Source organism: Acidovorax sp. 59, assembly GCF_002754175.1.
In the GTDB taxonomy this organism is placed as follows: Bacteria; Pseudomonadota; Gammaproteobacteria; order Burkholderiales; family Burkholderiaceae_C; genus Acidovorax; species Acidovorax delafieldii.
In genome coordinates, this window is sequence record NZ_PEET01000001.1 from 2010794 (window position 1) to 2031905 (window position 21112).

The window sequence follows — 21112 nt, forward strand, 5'->3', positions numbered from 1 at the left end:
ATGGAATTGCGCCGCACGGGTCAGGCTGCCCGCAAGGCGAAGCCCGTCATCGCAATCACGGTGAAGCACGCTCCTCCTGTCGTCACCGCAAGGGAATGGGCGCGCCTGGGCGATGCCGCCAAAAATCCGACGCGTCAGGCGACGCCGCTACGCCATTGTTAGCGGGACTGATTGGTAAATCATGGCCGCAGATTCTGCCCTCATCGCCCTTGAAGACCACATCGCTATTCTCACTATGCTTGTGCAGCGCATGGTTGACGAGTGTGGCGACCCAACTGGTTTCGACGCAAAGGACTGGCTTTATCACTGGCTCGTGGGGGTGGTCCCGGCATTGGGCGATCGAAGGCCTCTCGATGTGCTCAAAGAGCCCGGCGGCCTTGAGGTGGTGCGGAGCTTGCTCATGCGTGTCCAGTCTGGTGCGTTCTCGTAGGAATACGCACGTGGCTGGCAAGTTCTGAGTCCGCTCTGGCCCCGCCGTCCTCCTTGACTATATCCCCACCAAGCACAGTCCAGTCCCAACATATGACTCTGTCCTCTGGCCAAATTTCCCCATATCTCCCTGCGTCCACTCCACGCAGCGCGGACGTCGTCCTGTACCTCGATCTCGATGGCGTTGTTCACCATGAAAAAGTGCTCTGGCATCCCCGCAAGGGTATCTACATGAGCCCGTATGAGGCTGCAGGACATTCGCTGTTCGAATGGGTTCCAATCCTGGAGTCAGTGCTCCAACCCCACCCGGCAGTCGCCCTGGTACTGAGTAGCACTTGGTGCATTCGCCCCGGATACAGCGCAACTCTTAAACGCCTTCCTGCCACATTGAGTGCCCGGTTCATTGGCGGGACGTACCACAAGCGTGTCCATGGCGTGGATCCCTGGAACCTGTCCATGTTCCGCACCACACCCCGGGGCGTGCAAGTTCAAGAAGACGCTCAGCGCAGAAGACCCCAACAGTGGATAGCGCTCGATGACGATCTGGAAGATTGGCCTGACTCCTGTCGACAAAACCTGGTCGCATGCGAGGGAACTACGGGCTTGTCCAACCCCGAGGTACAACACGAACTGAGGGAAAAATTGCGCAGCTGTCATGTGGCTTTGTCGGCCAGAACCCCATAGCAGCTCGCGGTGTACGGTGGACTTAACAACGGTCCAACTATCGAATCTTCATTCGAGAAAACCCCCGCCGCAGGTGTCTTGGATGCAAGGTTAGACGCATCCTGAATGTACATTTTGACGAGCCCTCAATGTACATTTAGACGGTAAACGCACCACTGCTTTCCCATGCATAGTCCGACCATCCCGTTTCGCCTAGTCTCCACTCAGCGCGAAGAGCAATTGGCTCAATTCAACGCCAGGAAAGAAATTGCTTGGTTTGGGTTTAGGGGGGCGTTCAAAGAGCCAGGCTTGGCGATCATCAATTTCACCAAAATCGAATCTGGCCTTCAGGGAGGTGGAGGAACCTCCGCAATCAATGGCGGCGTTATCGCCGCAGGTTTTGATGCAGCCTTCGTGCTTGCAGGTTTGGGCCACTACGATTCCAAGGTCGTCATCACCCTGGAGTTGTCGGTCAAATTTTTGTCCCTTGCACTTGTCAACGAGTCGCTTGCATTCCAAGCGCATGTGGTTCGATCTGCTAAAAACTTCTCGTTCGCCGAGGGCTTTCTCTCTCAGGCAGGTACAGGGCCTGCCCAGCATTTGGCAATTGCCACCGCTATGGTGGCGCCTGCGCGCTAGGCACGCGGCGGGAAGGCGCAAGGCGCCAAAGGTGTCCTTCCCCTCGGCTGAGATGGAGATTTTCGACAGTCGTTCACCCAAGGCGCGAGCGTTCTAGCTCGTAGAGACACCACCAGCACTGGGTTCGTTTACTGCTTTCCGGTCTTCTATGCCGATTGAATTCCGTGAGACCTTGACCTTACCACCGTGGCAAGGTTCATAGTCAAAACGTGAATCAACCAAAGGAGGCTCACATGGTCCATTTCAATGTTCCTGATATGACGTGCGGCGGTTGTGCTCAGCGTATTCGTCGAGCAATAGCTCAGGCCCAACTGCCAGCAAGCGTCGAAGTAGAAATCGATGTGGCCACGCGGCAGGTCCGCGTTCCTGGGCAAGTCGAAGACGACACTGTGGAGCTTGTCCGCTCCGCAATTGAGCGTGCTGGATACAAAGCAGACGCGGCGGTGAGTCCTGCATCTCGCCGAACAACCGGTGGCTGCTGCTGTGCGTCTCGGCCCGTAACCCCTGTTGATGTGGATCAAGACGGTGCAAGGCAGACGTCGTCATGCTGCAGTTGAACTACCAAGGAGACCATCATGCGTCTGAACATCGTCGCTGGGCTGTTGACAACCCTATTCGTGGCAGGCTGTGCCGTCGCGCAATCGCCAAAACCTGAGGACGAACACGCAGGCCACCACCCCGGAGATGCACAGAGCGGCGGCGTCACAACCCAGTCTGCCCCGGCAGCCACTGCCGCGTCTGCACCGGACGCCTTTGATCGTCAGATGAAGGCGATGCAGGAAATGCACAAAAAAATGCAGGCGGCCAAGACTCCCGCCGAACGCTCAGCGCTGATGGAGGAGCACATGAAGCTCATGCAGTCAGGCATGGCCACGATGGGCGCGGGTAGTTCTGGTGGCATGGGGATGGGAATGATGCAGCAAGGGGCGCAGACCAAACCTGCCATGCCTGCAGCCTCCGGAAACTCGGGTATGGGAGGCATGATGGGCATGCACGCTCAAATGGAGCGCCGTATGGCCATGATGGAGCAGATGATGCAAATGATGGTGGACCGCCAAGCAGCCATGCCATCCAAGTAGTCTCACCGCGAACGTTCTTTGCGGGGGAAGCTATCACTATTCCAAACGCTGGTGAGCTGCGCGAGGCTTGGTGACTCAGTCACTAACCACTGTGCAGTTGCGCCCGAGCGCCTTTGCCCTGTAAACAGCTTCATCAGAGCGTTTTAGCAGCCGGGCGAGGAAATCCGCTCCGGTTTGGTGTACTGCACATGCCAGCCCGACACTGACCGTTACTGGCCCCGCCAATGAGCGAACCCGTCTGGCGCATTTGTGCACCCGCTCCGCGATTCGGGCAGCGGCTTCTGCGTCCGCATCAGGTAACCAGAGGACGAATTCTTCCCCGCCGTATCGCGCCACCAGGTCCGAACCACGGGCGCCTGCCTGTAACTGGCGAGCAAAGTTCACCAGCACCCGGTCGCCCTCGGGATGGCCATGCGCATCGTTGATCCGTTTGAAGTAGTCCACGTCCACCATCAACAACGACACGGAACTCTGTCGAGAGGCCGTCCGTTGCCACTCTTGCACGGTCAATTCCAGCGCACGGCGGTTTTTAAGACCTGTAAGCGGATCAGAGAGACTCAGTTCCGAAAGCTGGCGATTCTGCAATTCAACCTGTTCATTGCTGGCGGCCAAGCGCTGGGCAAGACCCTGGGCCTCTGCACGGGCCTTGATCAACTCGCCTTCGAAACGGCTGCGTTCGCGGGCCACAAAAAAGGCCCATACGGTGTGGTCGCCCGTCTCCAGGCGCTTGCTGACCGCATTGACCATGACAGGAACAGTCTCGCCGCCAACACCGCGCAGGTGGAGGAATACTTCGCGCGCACTCTTGGCGTGATGCAGCGTGGGAAACAGGTGGGTCTGGCTGAAAATTCGAGAAGCTGGTGTTAACAGTTCATCCATGGAGTGGCCGAGCCAAAACGCCTCCGTGCCCCCGATCAGGACAAGGAACTCCCTGTTCATCCGCACGATGTGCCCCACCGGGTCCGTGATCATCATCGCGCAAGGGATGTCATCAACCGCCAGCATGTTCCGCCCTCTCGGTTTCGCTCACGCTAAGGAGAGATATCGCTGCATGGCGGCCGTCACCAGGTGCGGATGACTCATGTGAGCGCAGTGTCCGGTCACGTCCAGCACTTCCAACGTGCTGCCCCTGAGCTTCTTGTGCATGTACTCCCCGACAGAAAGGGGCGCCAGTGCATCTTTGCCATGCTGCAGGATCAGACTTGGCCGGGTCACGCGCGACAGCTCCTCTCTGGTATCCGCAAAGAAGGTTGCCTGCGCAAAGACACGAGCCATCGTAGGATCGGTTGAGCAGAAACTCTCAGACAACTCCCCGCCCAAACTGTCCGCCTGCGGCGCTCCCGCCACAATGGGTGCGAGGTAACTGGACCAGCCCATGAAGTTCTGGTCCATGAGGTCCAATAGGCCATCCAAATCCTGGCGCTCGAACCCTCCAAGGTAGTCCGGAGCGTGATTGATGTAGCAAGGCGACGGGCCGACCAGAATCAGGCGATCAAAAAGCAGAGGTCGCTCGATGGAGGCCAGCAGGCCGATGCTGGCGCTGACCGAATGTCCAACAAAATGCACTCCGCGCTCGATGCCCAATGCGTCGCATACATCCAGCAGATCTTGCACGTAGCCTTTCAGACTTGCGTACTTCACGGGGTCAAAGGCGGCCAAGTCTGATTGGCCGCAGCCGACGTAGTCGAACAAGACCTGGCGGCACTTACCTTCAAAGGCCGGAGTGATGTGTCGCCACATATGCTGGCTACACCCAAAGCCGTGCGCATAGACGAGCACGGGGACGTCCGGGCGAATTGCATCGATCACATGCACGTTGTTGCGCTTACGAATTTCCACTGTTGTTCTTTCCGGGCGGTCAGTCCGCAGATTTTGCACGCCTGACGCTTGCACCGTGCGCAAAATAGCATGCAAGCGTGCGCGATTGGGAGTGAGAAACAACTGGTTTATCGCTAGCACCAGCTTGCGCAACGCAGCGTTCAGCCTCCAGATGCCTCTGTTTTCACTCTCCTTGGCTTTCGCATCAGCACATAGGCTGCAGGAATCACGAACAAAGAAAGCAGCGGTGCGGTCACCATACCGCCCAGCATGGGAGCCGCGATGCGGCTCATGACCTCCGAGCCTGTCCCGCTGCTCCACACGATGGGCACCAGGCCCGCCAGAATGACTGCCACGGTCATGGCCTTGGGTCGCACGCGCAGCACGGCACCTTCCCGAATCGCGTCCAGCAGCTCTTCCAGTGTGGGCTGCCTGCCGTCTGGACATCTCTCTGCGAGTGCCTGCTTGAGGTAGATGAGCATGACCACCCCGAACTCAGCCGCGACCCCCGCCAGGGCGATGAAGCCCACACCGGTGGCGATCGAAAGGTTGTAGTTCATGAGGTACAGGAACCAGATGCCCCCAGTGAGCGCAAATGGCAGCGTTGCCATGATCAGTCCCGCCTCGCCCATGCGCGAGAAGGTCAAGTACAACAGCACGAAGATGATCAGCAAGGTGGCAGGCACCACTACTTTCAGGCGGGCATTAGCCCGCTCCAGGTACTCGAACTGGCCTGAGTACGTGATGCTGACCCCGGGCTCCAGCTTGATCTGTCGGCTCACGGCATCGCGCAGCTCATTGGCCACGGAAGCCAGATCGCGCCCCCGCACATCGACATATACCCAGCCCGATGGGCGGGCGTTCTCGCTTTTGAGCATGGGTGGCCCATCGGTGATGGCGATGCTGGCCACCGTACCCAGCGTGATCTGCTGCCCCATGGGGGTGGAGATGGGCAATTGGGCCAAGCGTTCGGGCGAGTCTCTCCACTCACGCGGGTAGCGCAGGTTGATGGGGAAGCGCGCCAGGCCCTCGACCGTTTCCGAGACGTTTTCTCCACCGATGGCCCCGGAGACCACGGCCTGGATATCGGACACATTCAGCCCGTAGCGCCCCGCGGCCGTGCGATCGATGCGGACATCGACGTAGCGGCCCCCTGTCAGGCGCTCGGCCAGTGACGAGGCCACTCCCGGAATGCCTTTGGCGACCTGCTCGACCTGTGCCGCGATCCCATCGATCACCTGCAGGTCGTTGCCCGTCACCTTGACACCGATGGGGCTCTTGATGCCGGTTGCCAGCATGTCGATTCGGTTGCGAATGGGTGGAATCCAGATGTTGGACAGGCCGGGGATCTTGACGGCCTTGTCCAACTCTTCGATCAGGCCCTCGGGCGTCATTCCTGGACGCCATTGGTCTCTGGGCTTGAGCTTCACCGTGGTCTCGAACATTTCCAGCGGCGCCGGATCGGTGGCGGTCTCTGCTCGGCCCGCCTTGCCGAAGACGCGCTCGACCTCGGGCACCGTCTTGATCATCCGGTTGCTCAATTGCAGAAGCTCCGTGGCTCGCTGTGCCGACAGGCCCGGCAGGGCTGACGGCATGTACAGCAGATCGCCTTCATCCAGCCTGGGCAGGAACTCGCCCCCCAACCGCGACAGGGGCCAGATCGTGGTCGTCAGCGCCAGCACGGCGATGACCAGGGTGGATTTGGGACGATGCAAGACCCACTCAAGGCAAGGTCGGTACACGGCAATCAGCGCGCGGGTGATGGGGTTTTTCTGCTCGTCAGGGATACGCCCCCGGATCCAGTAGCCCATGAGGACCGGGATCAGCGTGACCGAGAGTGCCGCAGCTGCGGCCATCGCGTAGGTCTTCGTGAACGCCAGCGGTCCAAACAAGCGGCCTTCCTGTGCTTCCAGCGTAAAAACGGGCACAAAGGACAACGTGATGATAAGCAGCGAGAAGAACAGCGCGGGGCCCACCTCCTCGGCAGCTTCGGTGATCACTTTCCAGCGTTCTTCCCCCACCAGTTGGCGGTCGGGATGCTTGTGCTGCCAGGCCTCCAGCTTCTTGTGGGCGTTCTCGATCATCACCACAGCTGCATCGACCATGGCGCCCACGGCGATTGCAATCCCGCCCAGGGACATGATGTTGGCGTTGATGCCCTGGTAGCGCATCACCAGAAACGCCGCCATGATCCCCAGCGGCAGAGAAATGATGGCGACCAGCGCAGAACGCAGGTGCCAGAGGAACAAGACACAGACCACCGCCACCACAATGAACTCCTCTACGAGTTTGGTGCTGAGGTTCTGGATCGCCCGCTCGATGAGTGCGCTGCGGTCGTAGGTGGTGACGATCTCCACGCCCTGGGGCAGGCTGCTTTGCAGCTCGCTGAGTTTGGCCTTTACGGCCTGGATCGTTTCCTGGGCGTTCTTGCCAGATCGCAGCACGACCACGCCTCCAGCCACTTCCCCCTCGCCGTCGAGTTCAGCGATGCCGCGCCGCATCTCCGGCCCGATCTGAAGCGTTGCGACATCGCCCAGACGCACGGGAATCCCGGCGCGCGATACCAACGGGATGGCCCGAAAGTCGTCCAGCGTCTTGAGGTAGCCGCTGGCGCGCACCATGTACTCGGCCCCGGACAACTCCAGCACCGATCCCCCAGTTTCCTGGTTGGCGCCCATGATGGCCTCACGCACCTGCCCCTGGGTCAGCCCTTGGGCTGCGAGTTTGATCGGATCAAGCACCACCTGGTACTGCTTGACCATGCCCCCCACCGACGCCACTTCCGCGACATTGGGCAGGCTCTTGAGTTCGAACTTCAGAAACCAGTCCTGCAGGGCCCGCAGTTGGGCCAGATCGTTCTTTCCAGTGCGGTCCACCAGCGCGTATTGGTAGATCCAGCCGACCCCGGTGGCGTCGGGGCCGAGTGACGATTTGGCGGTGGCGGGTAGCCGTCCCTGCACTTGGTTCATGTACTCCAGCACGCGAGAACGCGCCCAGTACAGGTCCGTGCCATCCTCGAACAGGATGTAGACGAAGGAGTCGCCAAAGAACGAGAAGCCGCGCACCGTCTTGGCACCCGGGACGGACAGCATGGTGGTGGACAGCGGGTATGTGACCTGGTTCTCCACTATCTGCGGTGCTTGGCCGGGATAGGAAGTGCGAATGATGACCTGGACATCCGACAAATCGGGAAGAGCGTCCACGGGGGTGCTGCGCACACCCCACACGCCCCAGGCCGTAAGCATCACGGTCGCCAGCAGAACCAGGAGTCGGTTCGCCACCGACCAGCGGATCAGACGCGCGATCATGGCTTGATCCTTTCCACGGCAGTGATCACGAAGTCCTTGCCTTGCTGCTGGAAGGTGAACTTCACCTGCTGCTCGGGTTTCAGTGCTTTTGCCAGTTCTGGGTTTGCCAACTTGAATGGCATGGTCATGCCGGGCCACTTCAGTTCAGGCACGGCCTCGTGGGTAAGGGTCAGCTCGGTGGGCGTGACCTCATCGACCACCCCTCGCACCGTAAAGCTCTTGGACGCCGGAGCCGCAGAGGCCGAGGAACCCTGTTCAGCGATGGGTTGCGCGCTGCTGCCTGGAGGCAGTGCGGGCATGATGCCTCGCAGGCTGGCTTCCGAGTCGATCAGGAACTGTGCCGAGGCGACCACCTGTTGTCCTGCGGTCAGTCCGCCTTGAACGACGAGGCGGTCATCGATTTCCGCGCCAAGTTGTACCTGGACGGGGTGGTACTTGCCGGGGCCGTCCACCACGTAGACCAGTGCCCGCTTGCCGGTACGGATCACCGCTTCGCTAGGCACCAGCAGCGCTGGTTGTGTGCGTCCGGCCAGGACGATCTGCCCGGACATGCCCGCCTTCAGGCGCTGGGTGGGGTTGGGAAGCTCCAGCCGCACGCGCACCGTGCGGGTGTCCCGGTTGGCCTCTGGGAGGATGCTCACGACCCGGGCGTTGAGGGTTTCGCCCGGAAACGCGGCCAATCGGACCTGGGCGTCCTGCCCCAGTTGCAAGGGACCGCTTTGCGCTTCAGGAACGGCCGCTTCGATCCAGACGCTGGCCAGGCCGTTTACGCGCACCAGACTGCCCCCCGAAGAGACCGTCATGCCCTGGCGCACCATCAATTCGGCCACCATCCCCGCCTGTGGAAAGGTCACCGTGTAGCGGCCCTGAGGTTCGCCCGTGCGCTCCACCTGGGCCACGAGCGAGGCAGGCATGCCCAGCAGCGACAGCCGCTGGCGCGCTGCTGTCGTCAGCGACTCGTCCTTGAGCGCCCGGACCGCGAGAAACTCGCGCTGCGCAGCCACCCACTCTGGCAGCAGTAGATCGGCCAATGGCGCGCCTGCGGCCACCACGTCGCCCGGGGCCCGGGCATAGACGCGTTCCACGAAGCCGCCCGAGCGGGCCTGGACGATGCTCACATCCCGGTCATTGAGCTGGACCGTGCCCAGCACGTCCACATCGGACCCAATGTCTCGCTGCTCTACCAGGGCGGTGCGCAGGCCGAGGGCTTGCACGGCCTGGGCGGAGACGCTCAGGCCGGAGCTTTCCGGAGTGTCCTCATCCGCATACTTGGGTACCAAGGCCATGTCCATGTAGGGGGACTTGCCTGGCTTATCGAACTTCTGCGTCGGCGACATCGGGTCGTACCAGTACAGCACCTTGCGGTCGGCTTTTGCTGCTTCTGTCGATGCGGGACTGGCTCCCAGTGCGTGGTTGTTCGCGGTGCGCCATTGGGAGACGGTCCAGCCGAGGGCGATGCCTGCAGCCACCAGTGCTACGGCCACAGCGGTCTTCTTGAAAACGTTATTGGTCATGTGGTTCTCCCTTCAGTCGGCGATCAGGCTGTTCAAGCGGGCAATCACGGTGTCCCGCTGTGCCTGCAGATCAATGAGCCGCCAGTGCGTCTCCCGCACTTGGGCCCGAGCCGCCAGCACGGCGCTCAAGTCGCCTTTGGCGGACTGGTAGTTGGCCAGCGCGAGTTCGGCACGCCCCTGTGCCAAGCCCATGCCAGCCGATTGCAGCCGTTCGATCTGACTGTTCAGTGCCGCCAGCTCTGAGGCGCTGTCCTCCAGCTCCTGCAGGTGCCTGCGGGTCACGTCTTCCTGCTCGGCTTCCAGGCGCTGCAGCTCCAGCTGCTTGGCCTTGATCTGGGGTCCCTGGCGCCGCTCCTGTTGCCAGGGAAGGTCAAAGGTCACCTGGAAGGACACCATGTCGCCCCAGCGTCGGTCGCGGCGGCTGTAGGCGACTTCCCAGGACCAATCACCCTTGGTTTCTGCCTGGGCTTCGCGCGTTTCCGCCAAGGCCATGGCCTGCATGGCGGGGTACTGCGCCAGTTCGGCATGGCGGTGTACCTCTGCGCGCAACTGGTCCAGGGGGCGGCTCAGCGGCCCAGGAGTTCCCTGAAGCGCCTCGTCGGCGCGAGCGCCAACCCAGCGCCGCAACATCGCCCTGGCCTTGGACCGGTCCCGCTGCAGATCGTCCCTGCGGTCCGACAGCGCAAGCGCCTCCTGCCTGGCCATCAGGAGATCGCCCGCTTGGGCCGTCCCCCCCGCGATGCGGGCAGTCAGGCTGTCCTGCAGGCGCTGGTTCTCACTCAGTAGACCGGTGAGTACCTGATCACGTTGCTCGATAGCCTGGGCCATGATCCACGCTTGGCTCAGCTCCTGGCGGATCTGCAGGCGCTGGACGCCCAGGGCGGCGCGTTCGCGTTCCACCTTGGCCTCGGCGCCGGCAATCTGGGCATCTCGTTTGGCGCGGTTGGGCACCTCCTGCATCAGCGCCAGGCGCTGCATGGTCATGGATTCGCGCGTGAGGCTGAAGCGGTCCATGCCGCTGACGGGAAAGTTCTCGATCCCGACCGAGAGCTTGGGATCCGGCAGAGTTCCCGCCGACTTCTGGGTACTGCTGGCTGCGTCAATCTGCAGCCGCTGGGCCGTGATACGAGGGCTGTGCTGCTCCGCCAGATCCAAGGCTTCGGCAAACCCCAGGGCGTGGGCCTGGTTGCCTGCAAGGCCGATGCCGGCCAGTAGGAATCCGAGAGCGCAAAGGCGCAGATGGTTGAGGTTGCGCACACGGATGCGCGGCGAGAGAGGATGAATGCGCAGTTGCGCAGGCAGGCGCTCGCAGGGAGCGCCGAAGGAGATGTTGGGCATGATGGTCCTCGAAATGAAGGGGCACGAAGTCAGACCTGCGCGCACGCTGCAAGGCAGCGCACACGCCGTGCACGTTCAATTCCGAAAGACCTGATGGGTTAAGTAGATGGGGGGAGAGCCCGCTCGACTGTCCAGCTCTGCGTAGACAGCCCGAGGGTCAATATGGCGTTCTGAGTCCAGGATCACGGGCAGCACATAAGCAACCCAGATGGCGTGAGCCGCGAGCGCCTGCAGATCGAGACCTTGTAGCGAGGGGGAGGACAAGCTGTCGCCATCACAATGGGCTCGACACAGCTGAGGATCTTGCTCATCCATGGTTCCCGCCATAGCGTGGCAATCGGGCATGGAGGGCATGCCGACTGAGTCTTCCATGGCCATGCCCGCTTTTTGCATCGATGCCGCATGGGCTGCGGAGTCCAGCTTGGGACAGGCATAGGCCGCCAACGCGAACTGCATCAGAAGCAACGCCGCGACCAGGAAGCTGGTTATCCAGCGTCCTTGGCGCGATACGGTGCTTCTGGCGAAGATCATGGTGCGAATGGTATCCCCAGCGGCGGCCACAGACTTAACCTAGATCAAATCCGAGCCTGCCGAGCCAACTCAGCCCTTGCGAAGCCGCAGGGCGTTGGCGATCACGGACGCCGAACTCAGGCTCATCGCCAAGGCCGCGATCATCGGCGACAGCAGCCAGCCGGTGAAGGGATACAGCAGCCCTGCGGCAATCGGTATGCCCAGCGCGTTGTAGAGGAAGGCGAACATCAGGTTCTGCTTCATGTTGCCCACCGTTGCGTCCGACAGCTCCCGCGCTGTGGAAATCCCCCGCAGATCGCCCTTGACCAGGGTAACCTGGGCGCTGTTCATCGCCACATCGGTTCCGGTACCCATCGCGATCCCCACGTCTGCCTTGGCAAGGGCGGGCGCGTCGTTGATCCCGTCCCCAGCCATGGCAACAACACGGCCTTCGTCCTGCAACCGCGACACCAGCGCCAGCTTGTCCGCAGGCTTGACCTCCCCATGGACCTCATCAATCCCCAGCTTTGCACCTACCGCCTTGGCGGTGGTCATGCCGTCGCCCGTGGCCATGACGATGCGCAGTCCCGCCGCGTGCAACGTTGCCAAGGCTTCCGGCGTGCTGGCCTTGATGGCGTCCGAAACTGCCAGCAGCCCTTGAAGCTGGCCATCAGCTGCCAGGTACATCACGCTCGCCCCTGTGGCGCGCAAGGCCTCTGCCTGCGCAAGCAGCGGGTTCGCTGAAACCCCGACCTGCTCCATGAGGACTGTGTTGCCCAGGGCGAGCTGGCGCCCGGCGACCCGTCCGCGTACGCCGATGCCAGACCCGGACTCGAAGTCCTCGGGCTTGTCCAGGGCCAGCCCCTTGGCGCGGGCCGCCTGGACAATGGCATCGGCCAGCGGATGCTCGCTGCCTTGGTCCAGACTGGCCGCCAGGCGCAGCACTTCGTCCTCGGACAGACCGGGCATGGCCACCACACGTTCGAAGGAGGGCTTGCCTTCGGTGAGCGTACCGGTTTTGTCCACGATCAGCGTATCCACCTTGCGCAGGTTCTCGATGGCTGCTGCGTCCCTGAACAGAACCCCGCTGGTCGCCCCCCGGCCGGTAGCCACCATGATCGACATGGGTGTTGCCAGGCCCAACGCACAAGGGCACGCGATGATCAGCACCGCAACTGCATTGACCAGGCCGTAGACCCAGCGTGGCTCCGGTCCGAACAGGCCCCACGCGAAGAGTGTGAGCAACGCGATACCCACCACAGCCATCACGAAGTAGCCCGCCACCTGGTCCGCCATGCGCTGCATGGGGGCCCGTGAGCGCTGTGCTTGCGCAACCATCTGAACGATCTGCGACAGCATGGTGGCCGAACCCACCCGCTCGGACCGGATCACCAGAGCGCCGTTGGTATTGAGGGTGGCACCGATGACGGCATCGCCAGGCCCCTTGACGATGGGCACCGGCTCGCCAGTGAGCATGGCTTCGTCCACCGCGCTGCTCCCCTCGACCACTAGGCCATCCACCGGCACCTTCTCGCCAGGCCGCACGCGCAGGAGGTCGCCCACATGGACGTGGGACAACGGGACATCGCTCTCCTGGCCGCTGGCATCGATGCGCCGCGCAGTCTTGGGCGCCAGGCCCAGCAGCGATTTGATGGCGGCTGAGGTCTGGGAGCGTGCTTTCAGCTCCAGCATCTGGCCTAGCAGCGTGAGCGAGATGATGACGGCTGCTGCTTCGAAGTACACCGCCACGCGGCCCATGGCCTGGAACGAGGCAGGAAACACCCCGGGCGCAACGGTGGCGACCACGCTGTAGACAAATGCGGCGCCCGTGCCCAGGCCGATCAACGTCCACATGTTGGGACTGCGGTTCGCAATGGACTGGGCACCACGCACAAAAAAGGGCCAGCCAGCCCACAGCACGATGGGGACTGTCAGCACGAGCTCAATCCAGCTCTGGGTGCCCATCTCGAACCACTGCAGCCGGTGTCCCACCATGGCCAGGATGGTGACTACTACGGTAAGTGGCAGCGTCCACCAGAAGCGATGCCGGAAATCCACAAGTTCGGCGTTTTCTCCCTCATCCAGCGTGGGCAGCATGGGCTCCAGTGTCATGCCGCACTTGGGGCAATTTCCAGGATGGTCCTGTTGCACCTCAGGGTGCATGGGGCAGGTATAGGTTGTGCCCGGTTGCGCCGCTTCGGGCTCAGGCTGAGGCGCGCGCTCGCTGATGGGAGTCGAGAGAAACTTTTGCGGCGCTTCCATGAAGCGTGCTTTGCATTTGGCGCTGCAAAAGTAGTAAGGACGCCCTTCGTGCTCTGTCGAGTGATGCGATTGTTCCGTCACATCCATACCGCAGACAGGATCCTTTAGTCCCGTCGTGGGCAACGACACATGCGTGTGATGCCCTTCATGATGCTGGTGGTCATGATGGACGTGTTCGTGCGGTTGCGCATTCGACATGGATAGCCTCCCTGGGTGTTTTGGCCGTGCAAGATTACTTCTTGCTCGAATCGACGTTGTGGGAGCCGTGCCCCCCGTGTCCGTGGAAAAGGTGCATCAGGGGGCAAGCCAGCAAGAGCAGATACGGCCAGTAGCCCGCGACATGCGACCAGTGCTCTTTGAGAAGAAAAAACATGCCAATGAAAGCGAGCATGACGACTGCGCCAATCAGTCTCTTTCTACCCATTGAAGCGCTGGCCTTATCCGATTGTCCTGTACTGTGATCGTGGTTCATGGTTTTCTCCATATGAGGTCGTCGAGGCAGTGACGAGCCGTATGGAAACAATAAGGCTTAACACGGTGGCAATGTCAAACTGATGACAAGTCCTCTTGACGTGGATCATGTGCCTGCTCAGCCCCCATGCGCACTGCAAACGGCGTCTGAGTAACGCTGCCCTGATTCCCCGACAGCGGTCCAAGGGTCAGGGCAGCGATCGCTGAGTACAGAGAACTATTTCGTGGGTGCTGTGGGTTGCTTGCCATTGCGAACGAGAAACGCATCCAGCACAGCGATTTCCTTTTTTTGCGCGGAAATAATGTCCTGGGCCATGCTGAGTAGTTGGGGATCTTTTCCATCGCGCAATTGGCTCTGCGCCATGTCGATGGCACCTTGATGGTGGATGCGCATCATTTGCGCGAAATCCACATCGGGATTGCCTGACGTCTTCACGGACGCCATCTTGTCGTTGTTCTCTTTCATCATGGACTTCATGTCCATCTTGCCTGCAGGCATCGTCTGATCCATGGCAGCGCCTTTCATGCCAGCGTGTGGGGCAGACTGGGCGTGCAACGACAAGGGAACCACCAACGCGCATGCAAGAAAGGCGGTTGCCGAGACGGTTTTCGAGGGTGGGTGCAGAAATCTCATGGTGGGCTCCTTGAACAGCGTCAATCTGCGTGGGCCATGGCGGCACATTCTTGAGCGCATTTGTGGCAAGCGGCGGCACATGCCTTGCAATGCTCGGCTTCGTGCCTAGCGCACTCATCGCCGCAGGCCTTGCAGATCTGCGCGCACAGCGCACAAATCGCCTCGGCGTATTCGCTTCGGCGCGCCATCACATCGGCAGCTAAGCTGCAAGCGGCCGCACAGTCCGCGTCCAGCGCAATGCAGCGGGCCATCATCTTGACGTCCTCCTCCTTGAGGCACTCTGCGAAACACTGATGGCAAGCCGTCGCGCACGACCGGCAAGCATTGATGCAAGACATGTAGGGGTTCGGGGTGTGATTCATCTGGATCTCCTGATAGGTTTGGATGGCTCAAAAAGTTGAACTTGATCCTACGCAGCGGGCTGCAAGGAGCATCCATCTTCCGCCGCGAGAAGCATTCGGTTCTGTAGGCTCGCGCCGACGATTGACTCAGCCTTCGAGCAATTTGCCGCAATTTCGGTGCAAGATGACGAAGAGGTTTCAGGGTCGTAATCTAGATGTCATATTCGACCAAGTAGTCTTCGCCAAGGCTGTTTGTTACGCCTATTCGCACGGCTGCCGTCCAATCACAGCCCTTCAAAGCTGACGTAACCACCATGCAGTGCACTACGGGCCCAGCTGTGGTACCTCTTACGCCACAAGGCGTCAGCGCACACGCGACGATCGGATGCCAGAAAGAACGCCAGATGGTTCGGCTTCCCCAGTGTTTGATCGCGCAGCGAGCATGCGGCCTGCGGCATCGACTTTGATCATGCCCAATCTTGGATGGCTCCAGTAGCGCGTTTTTCCATCCTCCGTCGCAACTCTGGTGGCCGACGCTTCAACGCGCACCTCGTTGTCGGCAGGTGCGGCAAACGTGGTCGCAGACGCCAGCGACGCTGCTGCGACCAACATAGACACAATCATCTTTTTGTACATGGTCTTACTTTCCTCATCAGTCATTAAAACGTCAGCTGGGCCGACGGCTACACGCGGATACAAGACATCAATGGGCGGCGTGTGGAAGAGGATTTTGGGCTACGGGGACGAACGAGAAGCTGTAGTGCGGATGACGTTTTCGAAATATACGGAACATGCAATGTTCATCGGGTGCTTCATCCCGGTGAGGAGACATAGACCGTATCTCGAACCAAATCCCTCTGCACTTTTCACCTCGCCCCAAACCTGTCAAAAGCGTAATCGGGAGGTCACCGCTTCGTAGGGGTGCGGGTTCTAGACTTCTCTCCGTGGCGCAGAAAAACGCCACCTGGATGGACCATATCGGGCATCCGGCGCCACAGGAGACCATCATGAAAATTCGTACTGCCATCCTCGTCGCCAGTCTCGCTGCATTCGCTACAGCGTCCTTCGCTACTTCGGTCTACCACGCAAGCCCAAGTCAGGAAGAAGGCGTGAGTCTGGCCCCCGACCACCTGGGCAACGCAGTCAGCCGTCAAGCTGTCGAAAGCACCGTACTGGCCGCGCAAAAGGACGGTTCTCTGTACTGGATCAGCCGTGGTTACCCGGCTACTTATCCGCTCGTCCCTGGCCCCAAGCTGACAAAGACCCGCCAGCAAGTCTTGGATGAGTTGCAGGCCGCCAAGCGCAATCCCGTGACCAGCGATGGCATGCGCGATCTCGGAGGCGAGGCAGGTTGGGTCAACGCCAGCCAACTGCCCTGAACCCCGAACCATCCCCACTCCCGCGAATCTCCAAGACCGGCCTGCGGCTGCACTCAAACCATCTCCATTTATCAAGAAGGAAATCCCATCATGAAACTCAAGTCCACCCTCATCGTCCTCTCTCTTATCGCAGCCCCTGCATTTGCTTCGGACCAAGTGGTCAGTAAGACGCGCGAGCAAGTCCGTGCTGAATTGGCGCAGGCTCAGCAGAGCGGCGACATGCTCGCCTTTGGCGAATCGGGTCTTACGCTCAAGCAGATCAATCCTGGCGCCTATCCCGTGGCTACTTCGACTCAGGTCGGCAAATCCCGAGAGCAAGTGCGGGACGAGCTGGAGCAGGCTATCCGTACAGGCGACATCATGGTGGCCGGTGAATTCGGCGTCAAACGCAATGAACTGATGTCAGGCCGCTATCCCATCGTGACAGGCAAATCGCTGAAGACACGTGACCAGGTAAAGAGCGAGCTGGCACGCGCCATCCGCGAAGGCGAAGTCGTCGCTGTGGGCGAAGACGGCCGCAAGCTCAACGAAATCTATCCGGACCGCTATCACGCAGCGCAGCATGCGGCCATGGCCACCACCTCGGACGAATCCTCCAAGGCGCCACGGTTTCAGTGAGTTTTCCCAGGGGGTCAGCGGCTGAGCTGGAGGAGCCTTGCCAAAAAAGGGCCGCCTCCAGCTTGAATGCAAAGCATGCCCACGGCCCCGACAGCAGGTGCGCACGACCGTTGTCTTACAACTCGCTCAGGATCAGACCTGCATGTTCATCACATCGGTGTAGGCCTGGACAATTCGATTGCGGCTTTGCAAGGTCGCCTGGAACGCAATATTCGACTTGACTCCAGCGAGCATGGTCCCTTCCAAGCTGACCGTGGGGTTGCCAAGTGTGACCTCTCGACTCAGCCGACCCGATTCACCTTGCAATTGGCTTGTGATTGTCAGCGCCTGCTTCATGGCGTCTAGAAAACCGCCCCCTTGGATGCTCGGTGCTGTGGACACAGAGTTTCCCAACAAACCGACTGGCGACAGACCATCCAATGGCTTGGTAGTGACGTTCATGTCGAGGACCTCATGGTTGGACGAAGAATTTGCGAAGTGCCGCCTTAGAGATCTCTACCAAGGTGATGGTCCATAGTAGTTACTGGCGCCAGACCCGGATCGTTTTTGGGCGCAGGGTTTCAGCCGCTAGTCCCTCCGTTCGGGATAACAGGAAATTCATCTTGCCGACATCGCCGAGAATCGAACCCGAGGCTCAAGGAGCGAAACCCAGGCGAACCGCACCATGCAAAAAAACCGGGTCTCACAGCCGCTGCGAAATCTCCAGCAGCGGCTTGATACTGGAACCAAAACGGCTCATCAAAGCGTGGTTCTGCTCCAGTTGGCTATACGGCAGGTACCGGATTCCCAACTCCGAAACGCGGGAGAATGCAGGCCTTTGAAGTTGTTCAGCGACCTTGTCTCTGCGATTGTCTGGAGCCACAAGAAACAATGCACAGTTGCCTGCAACCGACGTGCCCAAGGCCAGGTCGAGCATTCGCACGATCCCCGAATAGATGGACGTGGTGTGCTCGACTTCAAATGCGGCCGCGACCAGCGATGTCTGAGTATCAATCCATACGACATCAATTAGTCGAATCGACTCCAGTCCCCCGTCCACGCTGGCAGGCAACTGCGCCAGACATCCGTCTCCCAAAAGGCCGCTGCCGTAGGAGCGACCCCGGTCGTTGGACGCTATCCAGACATCAAACCCGAGAGACTTGCCCAGATCGCGCAACGAAGCCTGAATACCCGTGTGGGTCGCATCGCTTTCGGTCGCCTGGGACAGCTCCCGTTGCAATGCGGTGGATTCCTGCCGCACACGCTCAAGGTCTTCTTGCCAGAGTGTCGCCGTCGCCGCATCCATTGCTTGTGGCGGCGCTGCATATCGGCCACTGCCAATGTCAAACATGAGTCCCGCAATCGCACCGAGATCATTCGATAGTTTCAGCCGGTACTGCGCGTTCAAGCGCAGCAAGCCCTCCCGCATAGAAAGATAGTGGTCCCAACGTCCGAGCTTCACGCGCCCGCCAGTCACTGCGTTGAAACCATTGACAATGGCAGTGTTAAAGGGAGAGAGCAGCGTTGGGTGGATGAAATACAGCAAGTTGGCGACTGCTGGGCCCAAGCCTTTGATGCCGATTGCATCGATGCGCTGTATGGCGGCAACGACGTCTTCTGCGCAATCGCAGTGATCGCAGGTGTGAAGGAGATCTGCGAAGGCGAGCTGGTTACTCGTGTTCTCGTAGATGTCCGGAATCCTCAGCTTGGGTTTCCAGAGGAACGCGTGGTCCGCACCTTTGAAAATTTGGCGCTGCTCTGCCACGGAACCCACGATCGTCTCCAGCGAGGAGCCTCGGTAGGCGTTGCCAAACGTTCCTCCCCGGACGTCCTCCACCACCTGTGCAATGCCTCTGCGTATGGAGCGGAAGTTCTTGATCCTCTGATCCCACAGGAACCAGCTGTTGTAGGTGCTGCTCGGATCCGCCTTCCAGCAGTCAATAAGGGTTGCCAAGGGGTCATGCATTTGTCGTGAAGTGCTTGCCAATGGTCTGCGCACTGGGGAAATACATCGAAAAACAGGTCCTGCCATCGGCCGAACTCACTGAGATGCGGCCCCGGTGTGCATGAACAATCGCCTGGGTGATGGACAAGCCCAAGCCTGCACCATCGGAATCCAGTTGCTTGCGCGACTTGTCTGCCCGAAAGAAACGGTCAAACAGGCGGGGGATCATCTGCGCATCGATAGAAGGTCCAGTGTTGACTACATCCACGGTGGTTCCGTGAACGTCCCCTTGAATGTCAACGACCACCTGTTCCCCAGGGGGGGTGTAGCGAACGGCGTTGGACAGGAGATTGCTCAGCGCCCGGCGAAGCATCAACCGGTCGCCAGTGATCTCCGCCGTTCCGATCAGTTGCAGCCGGACCCGCTTTTCTTCGGCAAGGGCCTCGTAGAAATCAAACAAGGCCTGTGCTTCATCATGAACCGCGATTCTCTCCGTGCTGGGAAGAATAAGCCCGTGGTCAGCCTTGGCCAGGAACAACATGTCAGCCACCATGCGGGCCAAACGCTGGTACTCCTCGGCGTTGGAGGCCAGTATGTCCTGGTACTCCTCGGAGGAGCGAGCTTGGCTAAGCGTGACCTGGGTCTGCGTCATCAGATTGTTGATGGGCGTTCGCAGCTCGTGAGCCAGGTCCGAAGAAAACTCGGACAGCCGGTCGAACTCCTCCTTGAGCCGCCGGAGCATCTCGTTGAGAGTGGTCGCCAAGTCTGCCATTTCCACTGGAAACTCCTGGGTTGGCATCCGCTCGTCCAGTCGCTGTGCCGTGATGGCCATGGCGCGAGATCTCATGGCCCGAAGGGGGGCCAAGCCATTCTTTGCGGCCCACCAGCCCAGGACCCCGGCCACTAGAGTGGCCAACGCCACATAGCCCACAAGCACCCAAATCAATTCGTACATGAAGTGCTTGTGGTGGGCAATGTCTACAGCTACCCAGACCTGCAGCGGCGGCTCGGCGGAACCCGGCAACGTCACGAGTGCCGACATCCCTCGGTATTCCCGCCCCTCCGTTTTCCAGGAGGCAACCCCCAGGCGGGCCCTCTGGGCCAGGGCATGGAGATCATCTGGAAACTGGAAATCCGTGGTCGCGTAAAGCGTGGCCCTGTCACGGAAAACGCTGACAAAAAGGCCCTCATGGCTGTGCAAGACGTCGTCCAGACGCATTTTGAGGTCTTCAGGTGACGTGGATTTTCCTATCACCTCACGTGTGAGGTGGATCTTGTCGCGCAGGGCATCGCGATCCAGTTCCACAAAATGGCGATCGATAGAAATGGCGACGATGGTCCCCAAGCCAACGAGCACAAGCCCAGAAGCCAGCGTAAAAAAGGCCGTCAGCCGTGTCGTCAGCGAGTGCCGGGCTTTCACGGAATCTCCTGTGGCGCTTCAAGCACATACCCCATGCCTCGCACCGTCTGGATCAGTTTGGCGTCATAGGCATCGTCAATTTTGGCCCGAAGCCTACGCATTGCCACCTCGACCACGTTGGAGTCGCTGTCGAAATTCATATCCCACACCTGCGACGCGATCAGAGAGCGAGGCAAAACCTCTCCTTGGCGACGCATCAGCAGTTCCAGCAGACCGAATTCCTTGGGCGTGAGGTCGATGCGTTTGCCGGACCTGCTGACTCTCCGCCGCAGAAGATCCAGTTCAAGATCGGCCACCTGCAGAATGGTCACCTCGGCGCCACTACGGCCGCGCCGCAGTATGGTCCGGGCCCTTGCCAGCAATTCGGCAAAAGAAAACGGCTTGACCAGATAGTCGTCTGCGCCTAATTCCAGCCCCTTGATCCGGTCTTGCACCTGATCCTTGGCCGTGAGAAATAGCACGGGCATCTCAAGGCCACGGCGACGCATATTGGTGAGGACCTGCCAGCCGTCCATCCGAGGAAGCATCACATCCAGGATTACCAGATCGTAGTCTTCCTCTTGAACCATACGCAGACCATCGACACCGTTGTGGACTAGATCAGCGTTGAATCCCGCTTCCCGCAAGCCTTGGCGCAGGTACTCCCCGGTTTTGATTTCGTCCTCAACGATCAGTATCTTCACGAGACCTCCTTGGCGCTGCGAGTGGCCGCCAGTGTGCCCGCAGATTTGCGCCTTTCTTGAACATGACAAAGATGTAATTGAG

23 protein-coding genes are annotated in these 21112 nt (G+C 60.2%); 8 read left to right on the plus strand and 15 right to left on the minus strand.

Annotated features, from left to right (window positions below; all coding sequences use genetic code 11):
* The 6 genes from CLU87_RS23495 (at position 1) to CLU87_RS09025 (ending at position 2810) form a co-directional block, all read left to right on the plus strand.
* Positions 1 to 162, plus strand: coding sequence for a hypothetical protein (locus tag CLU87_RS23495; RefSeq protein ID WP_233193742.1), 162 nt, complete (start codon positions 1 to 3; stop codon positions 160 to 162).
* 19 nt (positions 163 to 181) lie between these two features.
* Positions 182 to 430, plus strand: coding sequence for an MbcA/ParS/Xre antitoxin family protein (locus tag CLU87_RS09005; protein WP_099730228.1), 249 nt, complete (start codon positions 182 to 184; stop codon positions 428 to 430).
* A 92-nt stretch (positions 431 to 522) separates the two neighbouring features.
* Complete coding sequence (locus CLU87_RS09010) at positions 523 to 1113, plus strand: HAD domain-containing protein (protein ID WP_099730229.1); 591 nt, start codon at positions 523 to 525, stop codon at positions 1111 to 1113.
* A gap of 165 nt (positions 1114 to 1278) precedes the next feature.
* Entirely contained in the window at positions 1279 to 1731 is a 453-nt protein-coding gene (locus CLU87_RS09015) for a PaaI family thioesterase (protein WP_099730230.1), read from the plus strand.
* A gap of 233 nt (positions 1732 to 1964) precedes the next feature.
* Positions 1965 to 2288 (plus strand): heavy-metal-associated domain-containing protein, encoded by a 324-nt coding sequence (locus CLU87_RS23670; protein ID WP_099730231.1) that lies wholly within the window; start codon positions 1965 to 1967, stop codon positions 2286 to 2288.
* 18 nt (positions 2289 to 2306) lie between these two features.
* Entirely contained in the window at positions 2307 to 2810 is a 504-nt protein-coding gene (locus CLU87_RS09025; RefSeq protein WP_015012969.1) for a hypothetical protein, read from the plus strand.
* A gap of 75 nt (positions 2811 to 2885) precedes the next feature.
* On the opposite strand, the gene CLU87_RS09030 is transcribed toward CLU87_RS09025, so the two are convergent.
* From CLU87_RS09030 to CLU87_RS23145, 11 genes are all read right to left on the minus strand, one after another.
* The gene (locus tag CLU87_RS09030) at positions 2886 to 3815 is read right to left on the minus strand and encodes a sensor domain-containing diguanylate cyclase (protein ID WP_099730232.1); all 930 of its coding nucleotides are present in this window, start codon (positions 3813 to 3815) and stop codon (positions 2886 to 2888) included.
* A 21-nt stretch (positions 3816 to 3836) separates the two neighbouring features.
* Positions 3837 to 4781 (minus strand): alpha/beta fold hydrolase, encoded by a 945-nt coding sequence (locus CLU87_RS09035; protein WP_233193743.1) that lies wholly within the window; start codon positions 4779 to 4781, stop codon positions 3837 to 3839.
* 8 nt (positions 4782 to 4789) lie between these two features.
* Positions 4790 to 7936 (minus strand): efflux RND transporter permease subunit, encoded by a 3147-nt coding sequence (locus tag CLU87_RS09040; RefSeq protein WP_099730234.1) that lies wholly within the window; start codon positions 7934 to 7936, stop codon positions 4790 to 4792.
* Complete coding sequence (locus CLU87_RS09045; RefSeq protein ID WP_099730235.1) at positions 7933 to 9450, minus strand: efflux RND transporter periplasmic adaptor subunit; 1518 nt, start codon at positions 9448 to 9450, stop codon at positions 7933 to 7935. Before CLU87_RS09045 ends, CLU87_RS09040 begins: the two co-directional genes overlap by 4 nt.
* A 12-nt stretch (positions 9451 to 9462) precedes the next feature.
* Positions 9463 to 10788: a TolC family protein gene (locus CLU87_RS09050; protein ID WP_099730236.1), complete on the minus strand. Its 1326-nt coding sequence runs from the start codon at positions 10786 to 10788 to the stop codon at positions 9463 to 9465.
* 75 nt (positions 10789 to 10863) lie between these two features.
* The gene (locus CLU87_RS09055) at positions 10864 to 11319 is read right to left on the minus strand and encodes a hypothetical protein (RefSeq protein ID WP_099732103.1); all 456 of its coding nucleotides are present in this window, start codon (positions 11317 to 11319) and stop codon (positions 10864 to 10866) included.
* 69 nt (positions 11320 to 11388) lie between these two features.
* Positions 11389 to 13647: a heavy metal translocating P-type ATPase gene (locus tag CLU87_RS09060; RefSeq protein WP_233193744.1), complete on the minus strand. Its 2259-nt coding sequence runs from the start codon at positions 13645 to 13647 to the stop codon at positions 11389 to 11391.
* 145 nt (positions 13648 to 13792) lie between these two features.
* Complete coding sequence (locus CLU87_RS09065) at positions 13793 to 13984, minus strand: DUF2933 domain-containing protein (protein WP_055402945.1); 192 nt, start codon at positions 13982 to 13984, stop codon at positions 13793 to 13795.
* Positions 13985 to 14248: 264 nt separating this feature from the next.
* Positions 14249 to 14665 (minus strand): DUF305 domain-containing protein, encoded by a 417-nt coding sequence (locus CLU87_RS09070; RefSeq protein ID WP_063459418.1) that lies wholly within the window; start codon positions 14663 to 14665, stop codon positions 14249 to 14251.
* A 20-nt stretch (positions 14666 to 14685) separates the two neighbouring features.
* On the minus strand, positions 14686 to 15027 hold the full coding sequence (locus CLU87_RS23500) for a four-helix bundle copper-binding protein (protein ID WP_055401394.1): 342 nt from the start codon (positions 15025 to 15027) through the stop codon (positions 14686 to 14688).
* 342 nt (positions 15028 to 15369) lie between these two features.
* Positions 15370 to 15642, minus strand: coding sequence for a hypothetical protein (locus CLU87_RS23145; RefSeq protein ID WP_143227263.1), 273 nt, complete (start codon positions 15640 to 15642; stop codon positions 15370 to 15372).
* A gap of 371 nt (positions 15643 to 16013) precedes the next feature.
* Between CLU87_RS23145 and CLU87_RS09080 the strand changes: the two genes are divergently transcribed.
* Positions 16014 to 16385, plus strand: a complete 372-nt coding sequence (locus CLU87_RS09080; RefSeq protein WP_082836304.1) for a hypothetical protein — start codon at positions 16014 to 16016, stop codon at positions 16383 to 16385.
* 90 nt (positions 16386 to 16475) lie between these two features.
* Entirely contained in the window at positions 16476 to 17003 is a 528-nt protein-coding gene (locus CLU87_RS09085) for a DUF4148 domain-containing protein (RefSeq protein WP_069103139.1), read from the plus strand.
* A gap of 132 nt (positions 17004 to 17135) precedes the next feature.
* On the opposite strand, the gene CLU87_RS09090 is transcribed toward CLU87_RS09085, so the two are convergent.
* The 4 genes from CLU87_RS09090 to CLU87_RS09105 form a co-directional block, all read right to left on the minus strand.
* On the minus strand, positions 17136 to 17444 hold the full coding sequence (locus CLU87_RS09090; RefSeq protein ID WP_015012981.1) for a flagellar hook-basal body complex protein FliE: 309 nt from the start codon (positions 17442 to 17444) through the stop codon (positions 17136 to 17138).
* A gap of 241 nt (positions 17445 to 17685) precedes the next feature.
* Entirely contained in the window at positions 17686 to 18948 is a 1263-nt protein-coding gene (locus CLU87_RS09095) for a type II restriction endonuclease (protein WP_099730238.1), read from the minus strand.
* Complete coding sequence (locus tag CLU87_RS09100) at positions 18941 to 20347, minus strand: heavy metal sensor histidine kinase (protein ID WP_099730239.1); 1407 nt, start codon at positions 20345 to 20347, stop codon at positions 18941 to 18943. The genes CLU87_RS09095 and CLU87_RS09100 overlap by 8 nt, the downstream gene beginning before the upstream one ends.
* The gene (locus CLU87_RS09105) at positions 20344 to 21030 is read right to left on the minus strand and encodes a heavy metal response regulator transcription factor (RefSeq protein WP_099730240.1); all 687 of its coding nucleotides are present in this window, start codon (positions 21028 to 21030) and stop codon (positions 20344 to 20346) included. The genes CLU87_RS09100 and CLU87_RS09105 overlap by 4 nt, the downstream gene beginning before the upstream one ends.
* Between the last annotated feature and the right edge of the window lie 82 nt (positions 21031 to 21112).

Coding starts and splice junctions, on each gene's coding strand:
- CLU87_RS23495 (WP_233193742.1), top strand. CDS start 1: ATGGAATTGCGCCGCACGGGTCAGGCTGCCCGCAAGGCGAAGCCCGTC.
- CLU87_RS09005 (WP_099730228.1), top strand. CDS start 182: ATGGCCGCAGATTCTGCCCTCATCGCCCTTGAAGACCACATCGCTATT.
- CLU87_RS09010 (WP_099730229.1), top strand. CDS start 523: ATGACTCTGTCCTCTGGCCAAATTTCCCCATATCTCCCTGCGTCCACT.
- CLU87_RS09015 (WP_099730230.1), top strand. CDS start 1,279: ATGCATAGTCCGACCATCCCGTTTCGCCTAGTCTCCACTCAGCGCGAA.
- CLU87_RS23670 (WP_099730231.1), top strand. CDS start 1,965: ATGGTCCATTTCAATGTTCCTGATATGACGTGCGGCGGTTGTGCTCAG.
- CLU87_RS09025 (WP_015012969.1), top strand. CDS start 2,307: ATGCGTCTGAACATCGTCGCTGGGCTGTTGACAACCCTATTCGTGGCA.
- CLU87_RS09030 (WP_099730232.1), bottom strand. CDS start 3,815: ATGCTGGCGGTTGATGACATCCCTTGCGCGATGATGATCACGGACCCG.
- CLU87_RS09040 (WP_099730234.1), bottom strand. CDS start 7,936: ATGATCGCGCGTCTGATCCGCTGGTCGGTGGCGAACCGACTCCTGGTT.
- CLU87_RS09045 (WP_099730235.1), bottom strand. CDS start 9,450: ATGACCAATAACGTTTTCAAGAAGACCGCTGTGGCCGTAGCACTGGTG.
- CLU87_RS09050 (WP_099730236.1), bottom strand. CDS start 10,788: ATGCCCAACATCTCCTTCGGCGCTCCCTGCGAGCGCCTGCCTGCGCAA.
- CLU87_RS09055 (WP_099732103.1), bottom strand. CDS start 11,319: ATGATCTTCGCCAGAAGCACCGTATCGCGCCAAGGACGCTGGATAACC.
- CLU87_RS09060 (WP_233193744.1), bottom strand. CDS start 13,647: ATGGATGTGACGGAACAATCGCATCACTCGACAGAGCACGAAGGGCGT.
- CLU87_RS09065 (WP_055402945.1), bottom strand. CDS start 13,984: ATGGGTAGAAAGAGACTGATTGGCGCAGTCGTCATGCTCGCTTTCATT.
- CLU87_RS09070 (WP_063459418.1), bottom strand. CDS start 14,665: ATGAGATTTCTGCACCCACCCTCGAAAACCGTCTCGGCAACCGCCTTT.
- CLU87_RS23500 (WP_055401394.1), bottom strand. CDS start 15,027: ATGAATCACACCCCGAACCCCTACATGTCTTGCATCAATGCTTGCCGG.
- CLU87_RS23145 (WP_143227263.1), bottom strand. CDS start 15,642: ATGTACAAAAAGATGATTGTGTCTATGTTGGTCGCAGCAGCGTCGCTG.
- CLU87_RS09080 (WP_082836304.1), top strand. CDS start 16,014: ATGAAAATTCGTACTGCCATCCTCGTCGCCAGTCTCGCTGCATTCGCT.
- CLU87_RS09085 (WP_069103139.1), top strand. CDS start 16,476: ATGAAACTCAAGTCCACCCTCATCGTCCTCTCTCTTATCGCAGCCCCT.
- CLU87_RS09090 (WP_015012981.1), bottom strand. CDS start 17,444: ATGAACGTCACTACCAAGCCATTGGATGGTCTGTCGCCAGTCGGTTTG.
- CLU87_RS09095 (WP_099730238.1), bottom strand. CDS start 18,948: ATGCATGACCCCTTGGCAACCCTTATTGACTGCTGGAAGGCGGATCCG.